The sequence below is a fragment of the Streptomyces sp. NPDC102451 genome (genome assembly GCF_044765485.1).
Lineage (GTDB): Bacteria > Actinomycetota > Actinomycetes > Streptomycetales > Streptomycetaceae > Streptomyces.
This window is the reverse complement of sequence record NZ_JBIWKD010000005.1, coordinates 534,903-556,113: the sequence shown is the minus strand read 5'-3', so window position 1 is coordinate 556,113 and position 21,211 is coordinate 534,903. Positions and strand designations below refer to the sequence as shown.

Below are 21,211 nucleotides of genomic sequence, written 5' to 3'. Positions count from 1 at the left end.
GCGTCAGCCGGCCGCCGGGTTGGCTTGATCCCGCCGTTCTGCGGGCCTGACGCCCCCGTCGAGCCCCAACAGGCCGCGTACCTGCGCATACTTCTCCGTCAGCCGGGTACGGGTCGCCGGCTCCAGCACAGCGAGCCGGTCCGGGTCCGCGTTGTGCGCCAGATCCGACTCCTTGATCAGCAGCGCCCCGGGCGTGGCGAGAATCCGCCCGGTGTACGCGAAGAGGTCCTCGCCGTCCCGCTTGGTGACGGCGAGGACCATTTCTTTTACCCGCCCGGGAAGCGGGGCCTCGTCCAGCCACTGCCGGGACAGCGCGCCGTCCTCCACCGCGTCGTGCAGCCAGGCGGCGGCCAGCTGCTCCTCGCTGCCGCCCCGGATCCGTACGCCCTCGGCCACCGCGGCCAGGTGCTCGGCGTACGGGCGCCCCGCCTTGTCGGTCTGCCGACGATGGGCCTCGCGGGCGATCGCCTCCACCTGGGACAGCGTCAGATACGGGTTCGGCATGGGCCGACTGTACGCCCGGCACAGCACCCTTCCCGAGGGGTCAGGGGCGCCGAGCGAATCGTTCGGTAAACTAATTACTGACGATTCCTTGACGCACTCTTGACCCAACGAAGGAGACGGGCTCATCGGACACGCAGACACGCTCATCGCCATGGGGGGCGCGTTCCTCGCCGCCGCCATCCTTGCCCGCGTCGGCGGCCGCATCGGACTGCCGACCATCCCCCTTTTCATCCTCGCCGGGATCCTGCTCGGCCCGCACACGCCCGGGGTCGTCCTCCTCGACGACCCGCACGACCTGGAGATGCTCTCCGCGCTCGGCCTGGTCCTGCTGCTCTTCTACCTGGGGCTGGAGTTCCACCTCGACGACCTCAAAGCGGGCGGCAGGAAGATGGTGCTCGCGGGCACCGTCTATCTGATCCTCAACGTCGGCGCCGGGCTCGGTTTCGGCTTCCTCCTGGGCTGGGGCAACGCCGAGGCACTGGTCCTGGCCGGTGTGATCGGCATCTCGTCCTCGGCGATCGTCACGAAGATCCTGGTCGACCTGAAACGGCTGAACAGCCCGGAGACCAAGCCGATCCTCGGCATCATCGTCGTCGACGACGTCTTCCTCGCCCTCTACCTGGCCGCCCTGCAGCCGATCCTCTCCCACTCCGACGGGCTCGGTGCGGCCCTGCGGGACGGGGGCAAAGCGTTCGGCTTCCTGTTGCTGCTGGCTCTCGCCGCACGTTTCGGCACCAAGGTCATCAGCAAGCTGATCGACACCCGGGACGACGAGCTACTGGTCATCTCCTTCCTGGGCGCCGCGGTCTTCGTCGCCGGTGTCTCCGACTGGTTCGGGGTCGCCGACGCCATCGGGGCGTTCATGGTGGGGCTGATGCTCGGCAGCACGAGCTCGGGTGACCGCATCATGAAGCTGGTGCATCCGCTGCGGGACGCCTTCGGCGCGATCTTCTTCTTCGCGTTCGGGCTCTCCATCAACCCGGGAGACCTGCCGAGCGTGATGTGGCCGGTGCTGATAGCGGTTGCGCTGACGGTGGCGATGAACGTGCTCTCCGGCCTGTTCTCCGCACGGGTGTACGGGTTCGGCCCGCTGGAGGCGTCGAACATCTCCACCACGTTGATGGCCCGCGGTGAGTTCGCGCTGATCCTCGCCACCATGGCGGCGGGCGCGGGGCTGGACGAGCGGCTCTCCCCGTTCATCGCCGGCTATGTGCTCGTGCTCGCGGTCCTCGCACCGCTGGCCGCCGGACGATCGACCTGGCTCGCCCGGATCCTGCCCGGAGGCCGGGTGAGGGACGAGGACACGGAGAAGGTATCGGTACCGGCGTGACCGAGCCCGGATCGGGTGCGGGACGGCCCGTGCCCGCACCCGACACCGGGCACTTGCACGTTCGGGTGATACGGCGCCTTCACCTTGACGCCCGTACCGTTTCGACCGCTTTCGTGCGGTTCAGACCTGACGGGACAGCAGCAGCAGCGCGCGGTCGTCGTTGACGTCCTTCGCGCAGGCCTCGATCAGATGCCAGGCCGCCCCTTCGAAGCCCGTCGCGACATAGCGGTCGGCCTCGCCGGTCAGCCGGTCGATGCCCTCGGCGATGTCCCGGTCCGACGCCTCCACCAGACCGTCGGTGAAGAGCATCAGGACGTCCCCGGGCGCCAGCGAGCCCTTCACCGCGTCGAACTCCGCGCCGTCGTACACACCGAGCAGCGGGCCCTCGGCGGCCATCTCCTCCCACCGGCCGCTGCCCGCGTGCAGCTGGAGTGCGGGCGGATGACCGGCCGACAGGAGTTCGTAGTCGCCGGAGTCGAGGTCCAGGACGAGATGGATGGAGGTGGCGAAGCCCTCGTCCCAGTCCTGGCGCAGCAGATAGCCGTTGGCGGCGGGCAGGAATCCGTGCGGGGGCAGGGAGCCGAGGAGGCCGCCGAAGGCTCCGGACAGCAGCAGTGCGCGGGAACCCGCGTCCATGCCCTTGCCGGAGACATCGGTGAGCACGACTTCCAGGGTGCGTCCGCCGTTGGTACGGGCGGCGACGACGAAGTCACCGGAGAAGGACTGGCCGCCCGCCGGCCGGAGCGCCATCTCGCGGTGCCAGCCCTCGGGCAGCCGGGGCAGGGCGCTCTGCACCCGGATCCGCTCGCGCAGGTCGAAGAGCATCGTGCCGCCGCGCCGCCACGGCACCCCGACCCTGGCCCGGAACTGGGCGAGTACGAGCCCGAAGAAGCCGCAGGCGGCGACGACGAGGACGGTGCCCGGGGTGACCCGGGCGGGGCCCTCCGCGTAGGGGCCGAGGGCGATGGACTCCACGATCAGGGCCGCGGCCGCGGTCGCGTAGAGGCTCAGCAGACTGGCCGGCCGCAGCAGCAGACCGCCCGCGACGATCGGCAGGGCCAGGGCGGTCGGGGAGCACCAGACCGGGTTGAGCAGCGTGGTGCAGGTGATGACCGGAATGATGATCAGCAGGCCGGCCAGGGCTATCCAGTCGGAGCCGTCACCCCGGAAGTAGTCGACGCCGGACCTGCGCAGCGCGATGCGCGCCCGGTGCAGTGATCTTCGCCACCGGGCGGTGTAAGTGTCTGCTCCTCTGCGACGGGCCATTGCCGGGACCTTATCCACCCGACGGCCTCCGGTGCAGGGGGACCCGGCGACAATATGTTCGAAACGGGTTCGCCTGAACGGCTTTGCCCTGGTAAGCAGGGCTCATGAACACGGAACTGCGGGCGTTGTCGGCCTCGGAATGGGATGCCTGGTTCGGTTGTGTGGAGCTGGCGTTCGGCGGCGTCCCCTTCTCCCCGGAGAGCCGTGAGATGTACGCCTCGCTGGCCGAGCCGCAGCGTGCGATCGGCCACTGGGACGGCGCGGAGTGCGTGGGGACGGCCGGGGCGTACAGCTTCCGCCTGACCGTGCCCGGCGGAGCGGCGGTTCCGGCCGCGGGCGTCACGATGGTGAGCGTCTCCTCGACACACCGCCGGCAGGGGCTGCTGACGTCGATGATGCGGCGCCAGCTGGACGACGTCCGCTCGTGGGGCGAGCCGCTCGCGGTGCTGCTGGCGTCGGAGCCGGGCATCTACGGCCGGTTCGGCTACGGCGCGGCCACGACGGAGACCAAGCTGCGGATCGACACCACGAAGGCCGGCCTGGCACTGCCTCCGGGCACGGACGAGGTGCGGGTGCGCCGGTCGTCCCCCGCGCGGGCGCTCGCCGCCTGCGAGGCGGTGTACGCACGGCTGGCGGCGGACCGGCCCGGCACCCCCCTGCGCCGCCCCGGCTGGGAGCAACTGCCCGTGAACGACCCGGCGAGCGGCCGGGGCGGCGGCTCCCCGCTGCAGTGCGTCCTCGCGGAGCGGGACGGCGAGGTGACGGGCTACGCCACCTTCCACGTGCGTCCCGCCTGGGAGGAGGCCGGCCCCCGGGGCACGGTCGCGGTGCGCGACCTGGCGGCGCTGGACCCCGCGTCGTACGCGGCGCTGTTGCGCTTCCTGTTCGGGATCGACCTGACCACGGTGGTCGAGTGCTCCAACCGGCCGCCGGACGACGCCGTGCTCCGGCTGGTCACCGACGTCCGGCGCTGCGAGGTGCGGGTGCGCGACGGGCTGTACGTCCGGCTGGTCGATGTGGCCGCCGCGCTGGAGGCCCGGAGCTACCGGGCCCCGGTCGACGTGGTGCTGGAGGTGGAGGACGCCTTCTGCCCGTGGAACGAGGGGCGTTGGCGGCTGACCGCCGGTGCGGACGGCACGGTCACCTGCCGCAGGACCGCCGATGAGCCCGAACTGGCGCTCTCCGCAGCGGATCTGGGCGCCGCCTACCTGGGCGGCGTATCCCTGACAATGCTGGCCGGGGCCGGGAAGGTACGGGAGCTGAGGGAGGGCGCGCTGGCCTCGGCCGCGCTGGCCTTCTCCTCGGACGTACAGCCGTGGTGCCCGCACGGTTTCTGAGCCCGGGCGGTCTCCGGGGTCGCTACCGGCCCGCGGCGGACGGCTGGCAGGCCGGGCACCAGAAGAGGTTGCGGGCCGCCAGGTCCGCCGTACGGATCTCGGTGCCGCAGATGTGGCAGCCCTGCCTGGCGCGGCGGTAGACGTACACCTCGCCGCCGTGGTCGTCGACGCGCGGGGGCCGGCCCATGGCCTCCGGCAGGTGTTCGGGGCGGACCGTGTCGATGCGGTTGTTCCGCACGCCCTCGCGCATCAGGGCGCCGAGGTCGGCCCAGATCGCGTCCCACTCGGCCCGGCCCAGGTCCTTGCCCTGGCGGTACGGGTCGATGCCGTGCCGGAAGAGGACCTCGGCGCGGTAGACGTTGCCGACGCCCGCGACGACCTTCTGGTCCATCAGCAGGGCGGCGACCGTGACGCGGCTCCGGGAGATCCGCTGCCAGGCACGCTCCCCGTCCTCGTCGGAGCGCAGCGGGTCCGGGCCGAGCCGGTCGTGTATCGCGCGCTTCTCGGGGCCCGTGATCAGGGCGCACGTGGTGGGGCCGCGCAGATCGGCGTGGTGGGCGTCGTTGAGCAGCCGCAGCCGGACCGTGTCGGTGGGCGGCGGCGCCGGAACCGTGCCGAAGCCGAGCTTGCCGAAGAGACCGAGGTGGATGTGGATCCAGGCCGATCCCTCGAAGCCGAGGAAGAGGTGCTTGCCGTGCGCGTCGACGCCGGTGAGGGTCCGGCCGTCCAGCAGTGCTGCGCTCCCGGAGAACTTGCCCTGAGGGCTGCTCACCCGCACCGGACGGCCCGCGAACCTCTCGTGGTGGTCGGCGGCGAGGCGGTGGATCGTATGCCCCTCGGGCACGGCGTATCTCCTGGGAACGCGCTTGTGCCGCCGGGCACGGGTCCCGGCGGCACAAGGGAGGCGGGTGCGGGTTCAGCCCTGCTGCGGGTGGTGGGCCGGGATCGGGGGGAGCTCGCCGGTGGTCTCGTACTCGGTGAGCATGTCGATGCGCCGGGTGTGACGCTCCTCACCGGAGTACGGGGTGGCGAGGAAGATCTCCACGAACTTGGTGGACTCCTCCACCGTGTGCATCCGGCCGCCGATGGCCACCACGTTGGCGTCGTTGTGCTCACGGCCGAGCGCGGCGGTCTGCTCGCTCCAGGCGAGCGCGGCGCGGACGCCCTTGACCTTGTTCGCGGCGATCTGCTCGCCGTTGCCCGAGCCGCCGATGACGATCCCGAGGCTGTCCTTGTCCGCGGCCGTCCGCTCGGCGGCACGGAGGCAGAACGGCGGGTAGTCGTCCTGGGCGTCGTAGATGTGGGGACCGCAGTCGACGGCCTCGTGGCCGTGGGCCGTGAGCCACTCGACGAGGTGGTTCTTCAGTTCGAAGCCGGCATGGTCGGAGCCGAGGTACACGCGCATGGTGCGAAGTGTGGCACGGACGGGGCGGGGTAACCGTCAGCGGGGTCGGGACCCACCGGGCTTTCCCCGCATCAGGTCCGGGCCCTCCGGGGCGTGTGCGCAACGCCACTCACGCAACGATCGGGTCAAGGAAGCGGACGAAGGGGTTCCGTTTTTGGTTTCCATCGGGCTTGAATGCGTGGCTGCGCCCTCGCACCACCCCCGCTGAGGGCAGCAACACCGACACACGTGATCAGAAAACGTAAGGATTCGATCCATGACGTCGCAGACGACTCTGGCCGGACCGGGCCAACAGCCCGGCGAGCCGGGTAAGCCGGATTCTCCGGACGGGCTCCAGGCCGGTCTCAAGAACCGTCATCTCTCGATGATCGCCATCGGCGGCGTGATCGGAGCGGGCCTCTTCGTGGGCTCCGGCGCCGGTATCGCCGCCGCGGGACCGGCCATCCTCCTGTCGTACGCGCTCGTCGGCCTGATGGTCGTCTTCGTCATGCGGATGCTCGGCGAGATGGCCGTGGCCCGCCCGAGCTCCGGTTCCTTCTCCGCCTACGCCGACCAGGCGCTGGGCCGCTGGGCCGGCTTCTCCATCGGCTGGCTGTACTGGTTCTTCTGGGTCGTGGTGCTCGCCGTCGAGGCCACGGCGGGTGCCAAGATCCTGGAGAGCTGGGTCCCCGGTGTGCCGCAGTGGGCCTGGGCCCTGATCGTCATGGTGGTGCTGACGGCGACCAACCTGGTCTCCGTCGGCTCGTACGGCGAGTTCGAGTTCTGGTTCGCCGGGATCAAGGTTGTGGCGATCGGCGCGTTCGTCGTCGTCGGCCTGCTCGCCGTCTTCGGCATCCTGCCGGGTTCGGACAACGCGGGGTCGGGGCTCGCCCACCTCACGGACGCCGGCGGGTTCTTCCCCGAAGGGCCCGGGGCCATCCTCACCGGTGTGCTGATGGTCGTCTTCTCCTTCATGGGCAGCGAGATCGTGACGCTGGCGGCCGGTGAGTCCGAGAACCCGCAGCGGGCCGTCTCGAAGGCCACCAACAGCGTGATCTGGCGCATCGCCATCTTCTACCTGGGTTCGATCTTCGTGGTCCTCACCCTGCTGCCGTGGAACGACCCCTCGATCGTCGAGGACGGTTCGTACGTCGCCGCGCTGAACGCCATCGGCATCCCGCACGCCGGCCAGGTCATGGACGTCATCGTGCTGACGGCCGTGCTGTCCTGTCTCAACTCCGGCCTCTACACGGCCTCCCGCATGGCCTTCTCGCTGGGACAGCGGGGAGACGCGCCCAAGGCGTTCGCCCGGGTGAACAAGCGGGGCGTGCCGCAGGCGGCGATCCTGTCGTCCGTCGTGTTCGGCTTCGTCGCCGTGTTCTTCAACTACCAGTGGCCCGACACGGTCTTCGCGTTCCTGCTGAACTCCTCCGGTGCGGTCGCCCTGTTCGTGTGGCTGGTGATCTGCTTCACCCAGCTGCGGATGCGCGGCATCATCCTGCGCGAGGCGCCCGAGAAGCTCGTCGTACGGATGTGGCTCTTCCCGTACCTGACCTGGGCGACGATCGCGATGATCTCCTTCGTCCTGGTCTACATGCTGACCGACGACGCCGGACGCGAGCAGGTGCTGCTCTCGCTGCTGGTCGCGGCGCTGGTGGTGGCCGTCTCGCTGGTGCGCGAGGCCCGCAGCCGGAAGGCGAAGGCGCCGGTCGAGTGATCGGTACGCATACCTGACGGCGGATGTCAGGTATACCCGGGAGGCTCTCCCTCGCCCCGCGAACCCCGCGAGCGAACGGAGAGCCTTTCCCATGAGCACCACTCCCGCGGTCGACAGTTTCCAGACCGGCTCCGCCATCCGCCCCGACCTCCTGGTGGAGGCGTCGGACGCCGCCGACGTACGGGCCGCGGTGCGTGACGCCGCCGCGCGCGGCCTTTCCGTCGCCGTCCACGCGACCGGGCACGGGCTGCCGGGCCCGGTCGAGGGCGGGGTGCTGATCAGCACCCGCCGGATGGACGGCGTGGAGATCGACCCGGAGCGCCACACCGCGCGGATCGGGGCGGGCGCGACCTGGGGTGCGGTCGTCGCCGCGGCCGCCCCGCACGGGCTCGCCCCGCTGAACGGCTCGTCGCCGGGCGTGGGCGCCGTCTCGTACACGCTGGGCGGCGGGCTGGGCATCCTGGCCCGGGAGTTCGGGTACGCCGCCGACCACGTCCGCTCGCTCGACGTGGTGACCGCCGACGGGGTGCTGCGCCATGCCACCCCGGACGTGGAGCCGGACCTCTTCTGGGGGCTGCGGGGCGGCGGACACCGGCTGGGCGTCGTGACGGGCCTGGAGATCGGCCTGGTGGCCGTGGACCGGCTGTACGGCGGCGCGCTGGCCTTCGACGGGGAGGCGGCCCCGGAGGTGCTGCGGCGCTACCTGGAGTGGACCCGGACCGTGCCGGACACCTGCACCTCCTCCCCGTCGGCGATGCGCTACCCCGACATGCCGCAGCTGCCGGAGGCGCTGCGCGGGCGGTACGTGGTCTCGGTGCGCGTCGCGTACACCGGGCCGGCCGCGGACGGCGAGGCCCTGGTGGCGCCGCTGCGCGCGATCGGGCCGGCGCTCTCGGACTCGCTGCGGGAGATGCCGTACACCGAGAGCCACACCATCCACAGCGACCCGCCGTTCCCGCACGCCTACTACGGCGAGGGCCTGATGCTCCGGGACCTGGACGCCGGAACAGCCGCCCGGGTGCTGGAGCTGACGGGCCCGAAGGCCCCGATGATGACGGTGGTCCAGCTCAACCACCTCGGCGGCGCCCTCGCCGTGCCGCCGGCCCACGACAGCGCGGTGCCCCACCGGGAGGCGGGCTTCCTGCTGCGGCTGCTGTCACCGCTGGACGGTACGGACGTGACGGCGGTACGGGCGCTGTACGCGCGGGTGGCGGCGGAGACGGCGCCGTACGCCCTGGGCCGGGCGCTGAACTTCTCCTTCGGCGGCGGGGACCGCACCGACGGCTTCCACAGCACCGGGACACGCGAGAGGCTCGCCGGTCTGGTGTCGCGATACGACCCGGCGAGCCTCTTCGGTGGTGCGTACGAGCAGGGCCCGGTCAGCCGCGACGCCCGATGAGCTTCCAGGAGGCGGGCAGCGCGCCCATGGCCAGCGCGGCCTTGAGGGCGTCACCGATGAGGAACGGAACCAGGCCGGCCGCGATCGCGGCGCTCATCGACATGCCGGTGGAGAGCGCCAGGTACGGCACGCCGACCGCGTAGATGATGAGGGAGCCGACCACCATCGTGCCCGCGGTGCGCAGGACGGAGCGGTCACCACCCCGGCGGGCCAGGCCGCCGACGACCGTGGCGGCGAGCAGCATGCCGAGGACGTAGCCGAACGACGCGCCGCCGGCGCCGGAGGAGCCCTCGGAGAACCACGGCATGCCGGCCATGCCGACGAGCGCGTACAGGGCGAGGGAGAGGAAGCCGCGGCGGGCGCCGAGCGCGGTGCCGATGAGCAGCGCGGCGAAGGTCTGGCCGGTGACGGGGACCGGGGAGCCGGGGACAGGCACGGCGATCTGGGCCGCGATGCCGGTGAGGGCGGCGCCGACGACGACCAGCGCCGTGTCCACGGCGTAGCGGAGCCGGGCTGCGGGCAGCAGGTCGGCGAGGACCGCTCCGGAACGGACGGGGGCGGCAGCAGTACTCATCGGGACTCCGCGGGTGAGGTCGGCAGGCAGGGACGGGACTGAAGGTGACGTTAGCCGACTGCATATCCCGCGATCACCATCAGCCGCCCACAAAGCGATGGTTGAGGGGTTAGTCGGGTTCGAACAAAGAGCGTCACGCAATCACTCGGCAGCGTGACGCTGGTCACGAAGGTGGGGGTGTATCTCGTCCTCGATTCGGGCAGCGGTGCCGCCGCGTGAGACTGTAGGTTCCCCATAAATGATCCGAGAGTGATCCGCAGCTCATGCACGACGCGCCCCCCACGCACTCCCCCATACGGTCCGAGCCCCTGGCCCACGGCCTGAAACAGCGCCATCTGACGATGCTCGGTCTGGGCGGGGTGATCGGCGCCGGTCTCTTCGTCGGGTCGGGTGCCGGGATCGCGGTCGCCGGGCCCGCCGTCGTCGTCTCGTATCTGATCGCGGGCGCGCTCGCGATGCTGGTGATGCGGATGCTCGGCGAGATGTCGGCGGCGATGCCCGCGTCGGGTTCCTTCTCCGTCCACGCGGAGCGCGCGCTGGGCCGCTGGGCCGGTTTCAGTGTGGGCTGGCTCTACTGGTTCATGCTCGTGGTGGTGCTCGCCGTGGAGGCGACGGCTGCCGCACAGATCGCCCACGCCTGGGTGCCCGCGATGGACCAGTGGCTCTGGGTGCTGCTGTTCATGGTGGTGTTCACCGTGGCCAACCTGACGGCCGTGAAGAACTTCGGCGAGTTCGAGTTCTGGTTCGCGGCGCTCAAGGTGACCGCGATCGTGGCCTTCCTGGTGCTCGGTCTGCTGGCCGTCCTCGGGGTCCTCCCGGACACGGATCCGGTGGGCCTGACGAACCTCACCGGGCAGGGCGGCTTCCTGCCGAACGGCTGGGACGGCGTGGTCTCCGGTGTGCTGACGGTGGTGTTCGCCTTCGGCGGCCTGGAGGTCGTGACGATCGCGGCGGCCGAGACCGACGACCCGGCGCGCGCCGTGGGGCGGGCGGTGCGCAGCGCGGTGGTGCGCATCCTCTTCTTCTACGTCGGCTCGATGCTGGTGATCGTGACCGTGCTGCCGTGGACCGCGCAGCAGGCCGGGCTCAGCCCGTACGTGAAGGTCCTGGACTCGATCGGGGTGCCGTCGGCGGGGCAGATCATGAACATCGTGGTGTTCGTGGCGCTGCTGTCGGCGCTCAACGCCAATCTGTACGGCGCGTCCCGGATGGTCTTCTCGCTGGCCGAGCGCGGCGAGGCCCCGCGCGGGCTGCTGAAGGTGTCCGGCGGGCGGAACAGCGGGGTTCCCCGTCGGGCGGTGCTGGCCTCGGTGGCCTTCGGCTTCGTCTCCGTACTGCTCAATCTGGAGTGGCCGGACACCGTCTTCCTCTACATGCTCAACTCGGTCGGCGCGGTCCTGCTGTTCGTCTGGGGCCTGATCGCCGCCTCGCAGCTGCGGCTGCGGCGCCGGCTCGAACGGGAGGCTCCGGACGCCCTGACGCTGCGGATGTGGTGCTTCCCCTGGCTGACGTGGGTGACCCTGGCCGGTCTGGTGGGCGTCCTGCTGCTGATGCTCACCGATGACGCGGCCCGTCCGCAGGTGCTGTGGTCGGCGGGGGCCACCGCGCTGGTGCTGCTGGTGGCGGGCGTCCGGGAGCTGCGGGCGAAGCCGTAGGCGGGTGGACACCTTGTGTGAGCCCGGTGACCGTATAGCGGACAACGGTTCCCCGTGGTCGGGGCTCGTGGCCACACTGTGGGCCGTCCCCTGTCCCGACCAGTGAACAGAGCCTGTCCATGTCCCGGACCTCCGCGCCGCCCCCCACGGACGCCCCCGCCCCCGCCCCGGCCGCCGACTCGGCGCTCACGCACGGACTCAAGCAGCGCCATCTGTCGATGATCGCCCTCGGCGGGGTCATCGGCGCCGGGCTGTTCGTCGGCTCCGGTGCGGGCATCGCCGCCGCCGGCCCCTCGATCGTCATCGCGTACGGCATCTCCGGACTGCTGGTCATGTTCGTGATGCGGATGCTCGGCGAGATGTCCGCGGCCAACCCCGCGTCCGGCTCCTTCTCCGTCCACGCGGAACGGGCGATCGGACCGTGGGCCGGCTTCACCGCGGGATGGTCGTTCTGGGTGCTGCTCTGTGTCGCCGTCGGGCTTGAGGGCATCGGCGCCGCGCAGATCGTCACGGGCTGGCTGCCCGGCACGCCGGAGTGGGCCTGGGTCGCCCTGTTCATGGTGATCTTCCTCGGCACGAACCTCGCCGCCGTCAAGAACTTCGGCGAGTTCGAGTTCTGGTTCGCCGCGCTCAAGGTCATCGCGATCACGCTCTTCCTGGTGCTCGGCCTCCTCGCGATCCTGGGCGTGCTGCCCGGCACGGACTCCCCCGGCACCTCGAACCTCACCGGGGACGGCGGCTTCATGCCGAACGGCTCCGAGGGCCTCATCATCGGCCTGCTCGCCTCCGTCTTCGCGTACGGCGGCCTGGAGACCGTCACCATCGCGGCGGCCGAGTCGGAGAACCCGGTGCAGGGTGTCGCCAAGGCGGTCCGTACGGCGATGTGGCGCATCGCGGTCTTCTACATCGGCTCGATGGCGGTCATCGTGACCCTCGTGCCGTGGGACGACCCGAAGGTGGCCGAGGTCGGCCCGTTCTACGCGATGCTCGACCACCTCGGCATCAGCGGCGCCGCGGAGATCATGAACGTCGTCATCCTGGTCGCCCTGCTCTCCGCGATGAACGCCAACATCTACGGCTCCTCGCGCATGGCCTGCTCCCTCGTCGCCCGCGGCCAGGGCCCGAAGCTGCTCGGCAAGGTCTCCTCGGGCGTCCCGCGCAACGCGGTGCTGGCCTCCTCGGTCTTCGGCTTCCTGTGCGTGCTGCTCAGCTACTGGCGCCCCGACGACGTCTTCCCGTGGCTGCTCAACATGATCGGCGCGGTGATCCTGGTCGTCTGGATCTTCATCGCGGTCTCCCAGCTCATCCTGCGCAGGCGGACGGAGCGCGAGACCCCGGACCGGCTCGTCGTACGGATGTGGCTCTTCCCGGGCCTGACGATCGCGGCGCTGGCGGCCATGACCGGCATCTTCGTCCTGATGCTGCGCCAGCCCGACACCCGCGACCAGCTGCTGGCGACCGGCCTGCTGACCGCGGTGCTGATCGTGATAGGCGTGGTGCGGCAGAAGCGCGCGGAGCGCCGGGCACCCGCCCGGAACTGAGTGCAGGGGCACGGTCGTCCTGACCTGGAGGCGGCCGTGCCTCAGCCCGGCTGGGCCCGCAGGAGCACCTCGCCGGCCTCCGTACGGAAGTAGCGGACCGAGCGGCCCGACCTGCGGCGCCCGGCCAGGCCGGCCTCCAGCAGCACCTTCAGGTGGCGGCCGACCGATCCCAGGCCCTGGCCCGTGATCGCCACCAGCTCCGTGGTGCTCCTGGGGCGGTCGAGCAGCACGAGGACCCCGGCCCGGGCGGGTCCGAGCAGCCGGCCGAGGCTGTCGGGGACCACGGGCCGGTCCGCGTCGGAGAGGGTGCCGGAGCAGGCGTACACGACCGCGTAGCGCTGCGCAGCGGCGTCCCAGGAGACCCACCCCTGACGCGGCGTGACGGGCACGAACGCCAGTCGTACGCCGACGAGTTCACGGGGCGGGTAGGCGCGCGGATTGACCTGGAGCCGGCTGCCGCCGAGCCACCGCATGCCCGGGTTCATCGTCTCCAGCACCGCGGCCCAGCCGCCCTGGCCGAGCTGCCCGGCGCGCGCCACGATGTCCGCCTCGATGATCCGGCGGCGGCGCGGCCAGTCCGGGAGCACGATGCGCTCCCACACCCATGCGAGCAGATCGGCGGCGATCCCCGGCAGATCGGGGCGGTGGAGCACCGCCGGGAGCGGTCCGCCGCCGGACACCTCCAGATCGGCGCGGGCACCGTCGGGGGACGTCCCGCGCACCCGGGCGAGGTCTTGGGCGAAGGTGGTCCCGCCGGTGGGCGGCGGGGTGAGGAAGTCCGCGTTCCAGTGGCCGCCGAGACCGGTCCGTACGAACTGCGCGGTGGCGGGGTCGTCGGCCAGACGCTCCCGGTAGGCGGGCCGGTGGGTGTCGAACCACGCACGCTCGGCCGGGTTCGCCGCCACCCCCAGCTCCAGGGCCTGGAGCGTCGCCGTGGTCTCGGACAGCTCCGACACGACGAAGCGCCCGGCGGCCAGGGTGTCCGCGTTGACCTGCCACCAGCCCATGGTTTCGCCTCCGGGCGAAACAGTAACGGCACTGCGGACCGCGCGCCGAGACTCCCCGGCATGCTCACCTACCGGGAAGTGTTCCGCGTACCGCAGTTCGGTCCGCTCTTCGTGACGAGTGCCCTGCAGGCCGCCGCATCGACGACGAGCGGGCTTGCCCTGGGTGTCCTCGTGTTCACCTCGACCGGGTCGCCGCTGCTCTCCGCCCTCTCCATGTTCGGTGCCTCGCTGGCCCAGCTGGTCGGCGCCACCCTGCTGATGTCGGCGGCCGACCGGCTCCCGCCGCGCGGAGCGCTGAGCGGCGCGGCGCTCGCCTTCGGCATCGGGACGGCCGTCCTGGCCCTGCCCGGGCTGCCACTGCCGGTGATCTTCGCGGTCGTCCTGGGTGAGGGCGCCGTCGCGGCGGTGATGGGCGGGGTGCGGTACGGGCTGCTCGACGAGGTGCTCCCCAAGGACGCCTTCCTGCTGGGGCGTTCGGTGCTCAACATGTGCGCGGGCACCATGCAGATCTGCGGCTACGCGGCCGGTGGCGTCCTGGTCGCCGTGCTGTCCCCGCGCGGCACCCTGCTCGTCGCGGCCGCCCTGTACGCCGCCGGCGCCGCGGCAGCCTGGTCCGGCCTCACCCGCCGTCCGCCCCGGGCGACCGGGCGGCCCTCGGTGGGCGAGACCCTGCGCACCAACGCGCTGCTGTGGTCCTCGGGCCCCCGGCGGCGCGTGTACCTCTCGCTGTGGCTGCCCAACGGGCTGGTCGTCGGCTGCGAATCGCTCTTCGTGCCCTACCGGCCGGACCGGGCGGGGCTGCTCTTCGCCTGCGCGGCGATCGGGATGCTGATCGGGGACACGGTGACGGGCCGCTTCGTACCGGCGCGGTGGCGGGGCCGGCTGAGCACCCCGCTGCTCCTGCTGCTGGCCGTGCCGTATCTGCTCTTCGCACTGCGGCCCGGCCTGCCGTGGGCTCTGCTCCTGGCGGCCTTGGCGTCCACCGGTTTCTCGGCGAGCCTGCTCCTGCAGGAGCGCCTGATGGCCCTGACCCCGGCCACCATGACCGGCCAGGCGCTCGGCCTGCACGCCTCGGGCATGCTGGCCATGCAGGGCGTGGCGGCGGCGCTCGCGGGCGCCGTGGCCCAGCGGATGCCCGCCGGCGGGGCGATCGCCCTGATGGCGGCCGCTTCGGTCGCCGTCACGCTGGTCCTCGCTGCGGGGCTGCGACGCGACGGAAAGCAGGCACCGGCCGCGCCTGCCCCCGCCACCGGCGGTATCTGAACGCCCTCAGCCCCTCAGTCGCCCCCGCCGCCGTCTCCGCCCCCGCTGTCGCCGCCGCCGTCACCGCCGCCGGAGTCCCCGCCGTCGCCGCCGTCCGCGCCCCAGCCGTCCCCGCCGCCGGGCTCGTTGTCGTCCCTGCCGTGGCCGAGGTTGCTGAACCAGGGGCGGTCCCACGCGACATCGGTGGCGATCGGCTCGCCCCCGTCCCCCACGTACCGCTCCGACCGGAACCGTGCCGTGCCGGTCGTGTCGCCTATCCCGAAGGCGACGGCGAAGGCGTGGGCCATCACGGCGTCCAGCGGGTCGGGGCTCTCGTGGCGGACCGGGGCCAGCGGCCGCAGCACGGTGTCCGGCGTGCGGGCCGGGCGGCGCGGGGGGCGTGCCAGCAGCGCGACACGCCGGTCGTCGCGCAGCAGCCAGGAGTGCGTGGCGTCCTCCCGCCGCAGCACCCAGTGCGCCCCGGGCAGCCGCGCCTCCACCACGCTCTTCGACTTGCGCAGCTTCTTCTTCAGCACGAGCTCCGCCGCGGCGTCGCCGACGCTCAGGCGCAGGCCCTTGGACGGGTCGGGGTCGTCGCCCCGGAAGCCTCGGGGCGCGCGGATCCGTACGGCGGGGGCGTGCGGCCCCCAGACGTCCACGCGCACCAGACGCCGGTCCACGGCGACGGCGACCGGGCCGGCGGGCCCCTCCACGAGCCTCCGCGCGATCCACAGCGGTACGCCCTCGGCCTCGGCCCTGGCCGACAGCGCGGCCACCTGCTCGGGCCCGCCGCACCGGCGTACCGCCAGCTCCCCCAGCACCCGGGCGAACTCGGCGGCCTGACGCACTTTCAGCGGGGTGGCGGTGCCGGTGACCCGGGTCAGCGGGACGACGCCGGGGCCCTCCGGAAGCCGGTCCAGCGGACGCTCGGACCCGCCGCCTCCCAGCCAGCTCCCGCGCCGGTACGCCTCGGCCATGGCGCCGAGGTTCAGCTCGCCCAGCGGCGTGGTCCGCCCGCCCCTGCGCAGCCGGTCCTCGGCCAGCTCGACGGTCTGTGCCAGCGGATTCCAGGACCGCTCGCCATAGAGCACCTGGCTCACGACAACCCCCCATGTACGTACGCGCCTCGACCGAGGACACCCTCACACACCCCCGGACTCCCCGTGCCCTCGGGTCGGCCGTCCGGCCTCAGGCCAAGGCGAGTGCCAGCAAGGGCAGTTCGCGGCCGGGGACCGAGCCCGAGGGGGTCGCCCCGATCCGTGCCGCACCCATCGCCGTGTAGAAGGACTCGGCGTGGGGGTCGGCGTCGATGGTGAGCCGCACGAAGCCGAGACGGCGCGCCAGCGCCGCCGTGTGGGCGAACAGGAGCCTTCCCACACCCCGGCCCATGGCGTCCGGCTCGACGAACATCATGCCGAGGGCGCCCTCCGGTGGACTCCCGTCCAGCATGGTGAAGCCCAGGAGTCCGCCGTCCCCCTCCGCCACAGCCGTGCGGCGGGCGGTCACCTCGGCGGGGCGGACGGTGAGTTCGTCCCGGCACGCCGCCATGAACGCCCCGTCGTAGCCCCAGTGCGCCTTCGACCTCAGGGCCAGCGCGGTCAGCGCGGCGGCCTCCTCGGGGCGCCCCTCCCGTACGTATGTCATCGCTCCCACAGTATCGGCGACCTAGGACCAAGGGCTGATCACTTCCGCGGCTTCCTCCTGCTAGCCTGCAATTGCGAACAGCTTGCAATAACAACCAGGTAGCAGTTGGAGGGTTCGAACCCATGGCCACGTACACGCTTCCGGAACTCCCGTACGACTACGCGGCGCTCGAACCGGTCATCAACCCGCAGATCGTCGAGCTCCACCACGACAAGCACCACGCCGCGTACGTCAAGGGTGCGAACGACACCCTGGAGCAGCTGGAAGAGGCCCGTGACAAGGAGGCCTGGGGCGCGATCAACGGCCTCCAGAAGAACCTCACGTTCCATCTCTCCGGCCACATCCTGCACTCGATCTACTGGCACAACATGACCGGCGACGGCGGCGGCGAGCCCCTCGCGGCGGACGGTGTGGGTGACCTCGCCGACGCGATCGCGGAGTCCTTCGGGTCGTACGCCGGCTTCAAGTCCCAGCTGACGAAGGCCGCGGCCACCACGCAGGGCTCCGGCTGGGGCGTCCTCGCGTACGAGCCGGTCAGCGGCCGGCTGATCGTCGAGCAGGTCTACGACCACCAGGGCAACGTCGGGCAGGGCTCGGTCCCGATCCTGGTGTTCGACGCCTGGGAGCACGCCTTCTACCTGCAGTACAAGAACCAGAAGGTGGACTTCATCGAGGCCATGTGGCGCGTCGTCAACTGGCAGGACGTGGCGAAGCGCTACGCCGCCGCCAAGGAGCGCGCGGACGTGCTGCTGCTCGCTCCCTGACCTGACGGAGACACCCGAGCGTCCTGCCTCGTGATCGTCTTCTCAACCTTCACCCGGCAGGCGGATCAACGGAGAACCCCCGCGAGGACGTGACTCGCGGGGGTTCTCCCATGCTCGCGGGGCGCTCAGACCTGGAACACGGAGCCGATGAACTCCGAGAGCAGCCGCTCCTTGAGCGGCCCCGGCAGCGCGTCCAGAAGGATGAGTACGGGGGCCATCCGGCCGGGCAGCCCGGCGCCCTCGCCGAGCCCGGCGAAGGCGAGCACGGCGGCGACCTCGTCCGGTCCGAGCGCCGTCGGGTCCAGTTCGGCGGCGAACGCCGCGAGGGCCGGGTCCACCGTCACGGGCTCCAGGGAACGGGCCTTCGCCAGGGCGGCCGCGAGGTCGACGAGCAGTGCGTCGACCTGGCCGACCGTGGCCGGGGTGAGCGTGAGGTGGAGGTTGGGCGGGAGGCCGTCGAAGGAGAGCTGCGGCTGGAGGTACCAGCCGAGCTCGCGCATCTCGTCGGCGAGATGGAGGAGCAGGCTGAGGTCGGGGGCGCCGTCCTCGTCCCCCGCGACGGTGAACGCGACGAGCCCCGCCGCCGGTTCACCGAGTACCCGTACGCCGTCGAGGGAACGCAGCCCCGCGAGCAGCCGGTCCGACGCCTCGGCGACCCGGCCGGCCAGCGTGGTGTAGCCCTCCTCGCCCACGTACTGGAGGACCGCCCAGGCCTGGGCCAGCAGTCCGCCGGACTTGGTGCCCTGCACGGTCGGGTTGACGACCGGGTAGCCGGGCCAGCCGGCGTGCGCGAAGTACTGGTGGCGGCGCAGCTCGGCGTCGCGGTAGAGGACCACGGAGGCGCCCTTGTCGGCGTACGCGTATTTGTGCAGGTCGACCGAGAGCGAGGTGACGCCGGGCACGGAGAGGTCGAAGGGCGCCACCTCGCGTCCGGCGCGCCGCAGGTACGGCAGGATCCAGCCGCCGATGCAGGCGTCCACATGGCAGAGCACCCCGCGCGCCGCGGCCGCCGCGGCGATCTCGGCGACGGGGTCGATCACCCCATGGGCGTACGAGGGGGTGGAGGCGACCACCAGCGCGGTGCGGTCGGTCAGCGCGGCGGCCATGGCGGCCGCGTCCGCGCGGAAGGTGACGGGGTCGACGGGGACGACGACCGGTTCCACGCCCAGGTAGGCGGCGGCCTTGTGGAAGGCGGCGTGGGCGGTGGAGGGCAGCACCAGCTGGGGTGCGGTGATCCCGCGTACGGTCCTGGCGTGGTCGCGGGCGGTCTTCACGGCGAGCAGGATGCTCTCCGTGCCGCCACTGGTGAACGTCCCTTGGGCGCCGGGGGCGCCGAGCAGGGCGGCGACCGCGCCGACCACGTCGTTCTCCAGCCGGGCCACGCTCGGGAAGACCGTGGGGTCGAGGCCGTTGACCGTCGCGAACGCGGTGTACGCCTCGGCGGCCAGCTCGTCGAGGCCGTCGAGCCCCGCGTCGTAGACGTAGGCGAAGGTGCGGCCCCCACGGGTGGGCGCGTCCGCCTGACGCAGGGCGCGCAGCTCGGCGAGCACCTCGGCCGCTGGACGGCCGTCGGGCAGGGCGGGATCAGTCGGCACGGGCGGGCTCTTCCTTGAGGGGGCGGGGCGCGGTCGGGGTCGCGCGGTAGCGGCGCAGCAGCAGGAGGCTCGCGGCGGCGAGCACGGCGGGCAGCACGCTCATCCCGGCGGTGATCCCGGTCAGCGCGGCTGCGGGCTGGTCCACGTGGTGCGCGGCGTCGGAGGAGCGGAAGCCGGTCACGGCCAGCACGAGGGCGAACACCCCCGCGCCCAGGGCGAAGGCGAGGGTCTCGGCCGCCGTCCACAGCCCGGTGAAGGTCGCGGCCCTGCGTCTGCCGGTGGTGGCGGCGTCGGCGGCCAGGGTGTCCGCGAGCATCGTCAGGGGCAGCAACTGCAGCCCGGCGTAAGCGATTCCGACGAGGACGACCGCCGCGTAGCCGATGGCGGGACCGGCGGCGCCGGTGAAGGCGAGGAGTACCGCGCCGGCGGTGTAGAGCAGCGACGCGCACCACTGGGCGTAGGTGACACCCTTGCGGCGGGCCAGCCGGTTCCACAGCGGCATGAAGAGGACCAGCGGGCCGATCAGGCAGGCGAACAGCGGCGTTACCGCGCCCGCCGAGCCGAGGGTGTACGTCGCGAAGTACTGGACGCCGGCGAGCATCACGCCGATCGCGAGGGCCTGCAGGGTCCACATGCCCGCCAGATACAGGAACGGTGTGCTGGAGCGGGCGGCGGCGAGCTGGGCCCGGAGCGAGGGTTCGGCCTCGCTGCGGAGGACCGCCGGGGCGCGGCGGGTAGCGGCCCACGCCCCGAACATGCCGAGGGCCAGCAGTACGGCGACGGCGACGCCCATCAGCCGGTAGCTCTCCGGGGTGTCGCCGTCGGCGTGCGCGATCGCGGGGGCCAGCGCCCCGGACAGCAGGATGGCGACGCCGAGGAAGCCCACCCGCCAGCCGAGGACGCGGCCGCGTTCGTGCGGGTCCTCGGTCATCTCGGCGGGCATGGTCACGTACGGCACCTGGAAGACGGCGTACGCGGTGGCGGCGAGCAGGAAGAGGACGGCGACGTAGCCGGCCGCCGGGGCGCCCCGCAGCGGTGGAGCGGCGAAGATCAGCGCGAAGAGCGGCGGCAGGGTGCAGGCGCCGATCAGCAGGAACGGCCGGCGCGGCCCGCCACCCAGCCGGCTGCGGTCGGAGACGGCGCCGACCAGCGGGTTGATCAGGACGTCCCAGGCCTTGGGCAGGAAGACGGCGGCGCCCGCGACGGCGGCGGGCACGGCGAGGACGTTGGTGAGGTAGTAGAGCAGGATCAGGCCCGGCACGGTCGCGAAGGTGCCCGTGCAGAGCGAGCCCAGGCCGTAGCCGATCCGCACGGTGCGCGGCAGGGGCGGGGCCGCGGGATGGTCCGAACCGGCCGCTGGCATGGGCAGATCCTGAACGATGTTCATCTTTTCGGCAAGACCCGGGCCGGCCGTGACACATGATCGCCATGCGGCGGGCGGGGCACGGCTGCCCCGCCCGCGGCACGCGTGCGGTCAGTCGAAGACGGGGCCCTGCGTACGGGTCCGCTTGATCTCGTAGAAGCCGGGGATCGACGCCACCAGCAGGGTGCCGTCCCAGAGCTTCGCGGCCTCCTCGCCCTTCGGGGCGGGGGTGACGACCGGGCCGAAGAACGCGATCTGCTCACCGTCGGCGCCGGGCACGGCGATGACGGGGGTGCCGACGTCCTGGCCGACCTTGTCGATGCCCTCCTGGTGGGAGGCGCGCAGCTCCTTGTCGTACGCGTCGGAGTCGGCGTACTCCAGGAGCTCGGCCGGCAGGCCGACGTCCGCGAGGGCGCCCGCGATCGCCTCGCGGGTGGGGCCCTCGCCGTTGTTGTGGATGCGGGTGCCGAGGGCCGTGTACAGGGGGCCGACGATGTCGTCGCCGTGCTTCTGCTGGGCGGCGACCACGACCCGGACCGGCGCCCAGGCCTTGGTCCGCATCATGTCCTGGTACTCCTCGGGCAGCTCGTCGATCCGGGGCTCGTTGAGCACCGCGAGGCTCATCACGTGCCAGCGCACCTCGACGTCGCGGACCTTCTCCACCTCCAGCATCCAGCGGGAGGTCATCCAGGCCCAGGGACAGAGCGGATCGAACCAGAAATCGGCCGGGACCTTGCCGCCGGGCGTGCTGTTCTCGGGCATGTCTCTCCTCGTGAAATCGGTCTGCGCCTGTGTGCCGGAACACCATGGGGCCCTCCCGCCATTCCCGCGCGCGGGCGCCGGCGGCCGCATGGGAGGATCAAAAGTCTTAGAACGAGACACAAAGGAG

19 protein-coding genes are annotated in these 21,211 nt (G+C 72.1%); 8 read left to right on the top strand and 11 right to left on the bottom strand.

Features of this window, described 5'->3' with window-relative positions; translation table 11 throughout:
- Positions 1-3: 3 nt before the first annotated feature.
- Positions 4-504, bottom strand: a complete 501-nt coding sequence (locus ACIRD8_RS15405; RefSeq protein WP_403990645.1) for an HD domain-containing protein — start codon at positions 502-504, stop codon at positions 4-6.
- 151 nt (positions 505-655) lie between these two features.
- Between ACIRD8_RS15405 and ACIRD8_RS15400 the strand changes: the two genes are divergently transcribed.
- The gene (locus ACIRD8_RS15400; protein WP_403990642.1) at positions 656-1,834 is read left to right on the top strand and encodes a cation:proton antiporter; all 1,179 of its coding nucleotides are present in this window, start codon (positions 656-658) and stop codon (positions 1,832-1,834) included.
- A 120-nt stretch (positions 1,835-1,954) separates the two neighbouring features.
- Here the strand turns inward: ACIRD8_RS15400 and ACIRD8_RS15395 are convergent, their stop codons facing one another.
- The gene (locus ACIRD8_RS15395) at positions 1,955-3,100 is read right to left on the bottom strand and encodes a PP2C family protein-serine/threonine phosphatase (protein WP_403990639.1); all 1,146 of its coding nucleotides are present in this window, start codon (positions 3,098-3,100) and stop codon (positions 1,955-1,957) included.
- Positions 3,101-3,204: 104 nt separating this feature from the next.
- Here ACIRD8_RS15395 and ACIRD8_RS15390 point away from each other — a divergent pair, with 104 nt between their 5' ends.
- Entirely contained in the window at positions 3,205-4,437 is a 1,233-nt protein-coding gene (locus ACIRD8_RS15390) for a GNAT family N-acetyltransferase (RefSeq protein WP_403990636.1), read from the top strand.
- Positions 4,438-4,459: 22 nt separating this feature from the next.
- Here the strand turns inward: ACIRD8_RS15390 and ACIRD8_RS15385 are convergent, their stop codons facing one another.
- The gene (locus tag ACIRD8_RS15385) at positions 4,460-5,281 is read right to left on the bottom strand and encodes an Fpg/Nei family DNA glycosylase (RefSeq protein WP_403990633.1); all 822 of its coding nucleotides are present in this window, start codon (positions 5,279-5,281) and stop codon (positions 4,460-4,462) included.
- A gap of 72 nt (positions 5,282-5,353) precedes the next feature.
- On the bottom strand, positions 5,354-5,842 hold the full coding sequence (locus ACIRD8_RS15380; protein WP_403990630.1) for a ribose-5-phosphate isomerase: 489 nt from the start codon (positions 5,840-5,842) through the stop codon (positions 5,354-5,356).
- A 256-nt stretch (positions 5,843-6,098) separates the two neighbouring features.
- Here ACIRD8_RS15380 and ACIRD8_RS15375 point away from each other — a divergent pair, with 256 nt between their 5' ends.
- Together ACIRD8_RS15375 and ACIRD8_RS15370 are read left to right on the top strand one after the other, a co-directional pair.
- Positions 6,099-7,538, top strand: coding sequence for an amino acid permease (locus ACIRD8_RS15375; protein ID WP_403990627.1), 1,440 nt, complete (start codon positions 6,099-6,101; stop codon positions 7,536-7,538).
- A gap of 91 nt (positions 7,539-7,629) precedes the next feature.
- Entirely contained in the window at positions 7,630-8,937 is a 1,308-nt protein-coding gene (locus ACIRD8_RS15370; protein WP_403990624.1) for an FAD-binding oxidoreductase, read from the top strand.
- Here ACIRD8_RS15370 and ACIRD8_RS15365 read toward each other — a convergent pair.
- The gene (locus ACIRD8_RS15365; RefSeq protein WP_403990621.1) at positions 8,918-9,511 is read right to left on the bottom strand and encodes a biotin transporter BioY; all 594 of its coding nucleotides are present in this window, start codon (positions 9,509-9,511) and stop codon (positions 8,918-8,920) included. The genes ACIRD8_RS15370 and ACIRD8_RS15365 overlap by 20 nt on opposite strands.
- Before the next feature lie 263 nt (positions 9,512-9,774).
- Here ACIRD8_RS15365 and ACIRD8_RS15360 point away from each other — a divergent pair, with 263 nt between their 5' ends.
- Positions 9,775-11,166, top strand: a complete 1,392-nt coding sequence (locus tag ACIRD8_RS15360) for an amino acid permease (RefSeq protein WP_403990618.1) — start codon at positions 9,775-9,777, stop codon at positions 11,164-11,166.
- A 119-nt stretch (positions 11,167-11,285) separates the two neighbouring features.
- Positions 11,286-12,707, top strand: a complete 1,422-nt coding sequence (locus ACIRD8_RS15355; RefSeq protein WP_403990615.1) for an amino acid permease — start codon at positions 11,286-11,288, stop codon at positions 12,705-12,707.
- 41 nt (positions 12,708-12,748) lie between these two features.
- Here ACIRD8_RS15355 and ACIRD8_RS15350 read toward each other — a convergent pair whose 3' ends face one another.
- A complete protein-coding gene (locus ACIRD8_RS15350) occupies positions 12,749-13,714 on the bottom strand; it encodes a winged helix-turn-helix domain-containing protein (protein WP_403990612.1) in 966 nt (321 codons plus the stop codon).
- Positions 13,715-13,774: 60 nt separating this feature from the next.
- Between ACIRD8_RS15350 and ACIRD8_RS15345 the strand changes: the two genes are divergently transcribed.
- Entirely contained in the window at positions 13,775-14,977 is a 1,203-nt protein-coding gene (locus ACIRD8_RS15345; protein WP_403990609.1) for an MFS transporter, read from the top strand.
- 14 nt (positions 14,978-14,991) lie between these two features.
- Here the strand turns inward: ACIRD8_RS15345 and ACIRD8_RS15340 are convergent, their stop codons facing one another.
- On the bottom strand, positions 14,992-16,056 hold the full coding sequence (locus ACIRD8_RS15340) for a hypothetical protein (RefSeq protein WP_403990606.1): 1,065 nt from the start codon (positions 16,054-16,056) through the stop codon (positions 14,992-14,994).
- Positions 16,057-16,144: 88 nt separating this feature from the next.
- Positions 16,145-16,600 (bottom strand): GNAT family N-acetyltransferase, encoded by a 456-nt coding sequence (locus ACIRD8_RS15335; protein WP_403990603.1) that lies wholly within the window; start codon positions 16,598-16,600, stop codon positions 16,145-16,147.
- Positions 16,601-16,722: 122 nt separating this feature from the next.
- On the opposite strand from ACIRD8_RS15335, the gene ACIRD8_RS15330 reads away from it, so the two are divergent.
- Positions 16,723-17,364, top strand: coding sequence for a superoxide dismutase (locus ACIRD8_RS15330; RefSeq protein WP_403990600.1), 642 nt, complete (start codon positions 16,723-16,725; stop codon positions 17,362-17,364).
- A 125-nt stretch (positions 17,365-17,489) separates the two neighbouring features.
- On the opposite strand, the gene ACIRD8_RS15325 is transcribed toward ACIRD8_RS15330, so the two are convergent.
- The 3 genes from ACIRD8_RS15325 to ACIRD8_RS15315 all read right to left on the bottom strand — a co-directional run bounded on the left by ACIRD8_RS15325 (position 17,490) and on the right by ACIRD8_RS15315 (position 21,084).
- On the bottom strand, positions 17,490-18,959 hold the full coding sequence (locus ACIRD8_RS15325) for a pyridoxal phosphate-dependent decarboxylase family protein (protein ID WP_403990596.1): 1,470 nt from the start codon (positions 18,957-18,959) through the stop codon (positions 17,490-17,492).
- On the bottom strand, positions 18,949-20,322 hold the full coding sequence (locus ACIRD8_RS15320) for an MFS transporter (RefSeq protein WP_403990593.1): 1,374 nt from the start codon (positions 20,320-20,322) through the stop codon (positions 18,949-18,951). Before ACIRD8_RS15320 ends, ACIRD8_RS15325 begins: the two co-directional genes overlap by 11 nt.
- Before the next feature lie 111 nt (positions 20,323-20,433).
- Positions 20,434-21,084 (bottom strand): DsbA family protein, encoded by a 651-nt coding sequence (locus ACIRD8_RS15315; RefSeq protein ID WP_403990590.1) that lies wholly within the window; start codon positions 21,082-21,084, stop codon positions 20,434-20,436.
- Positions 21,085-21,211: the final 127 nt, after the last annotated feature.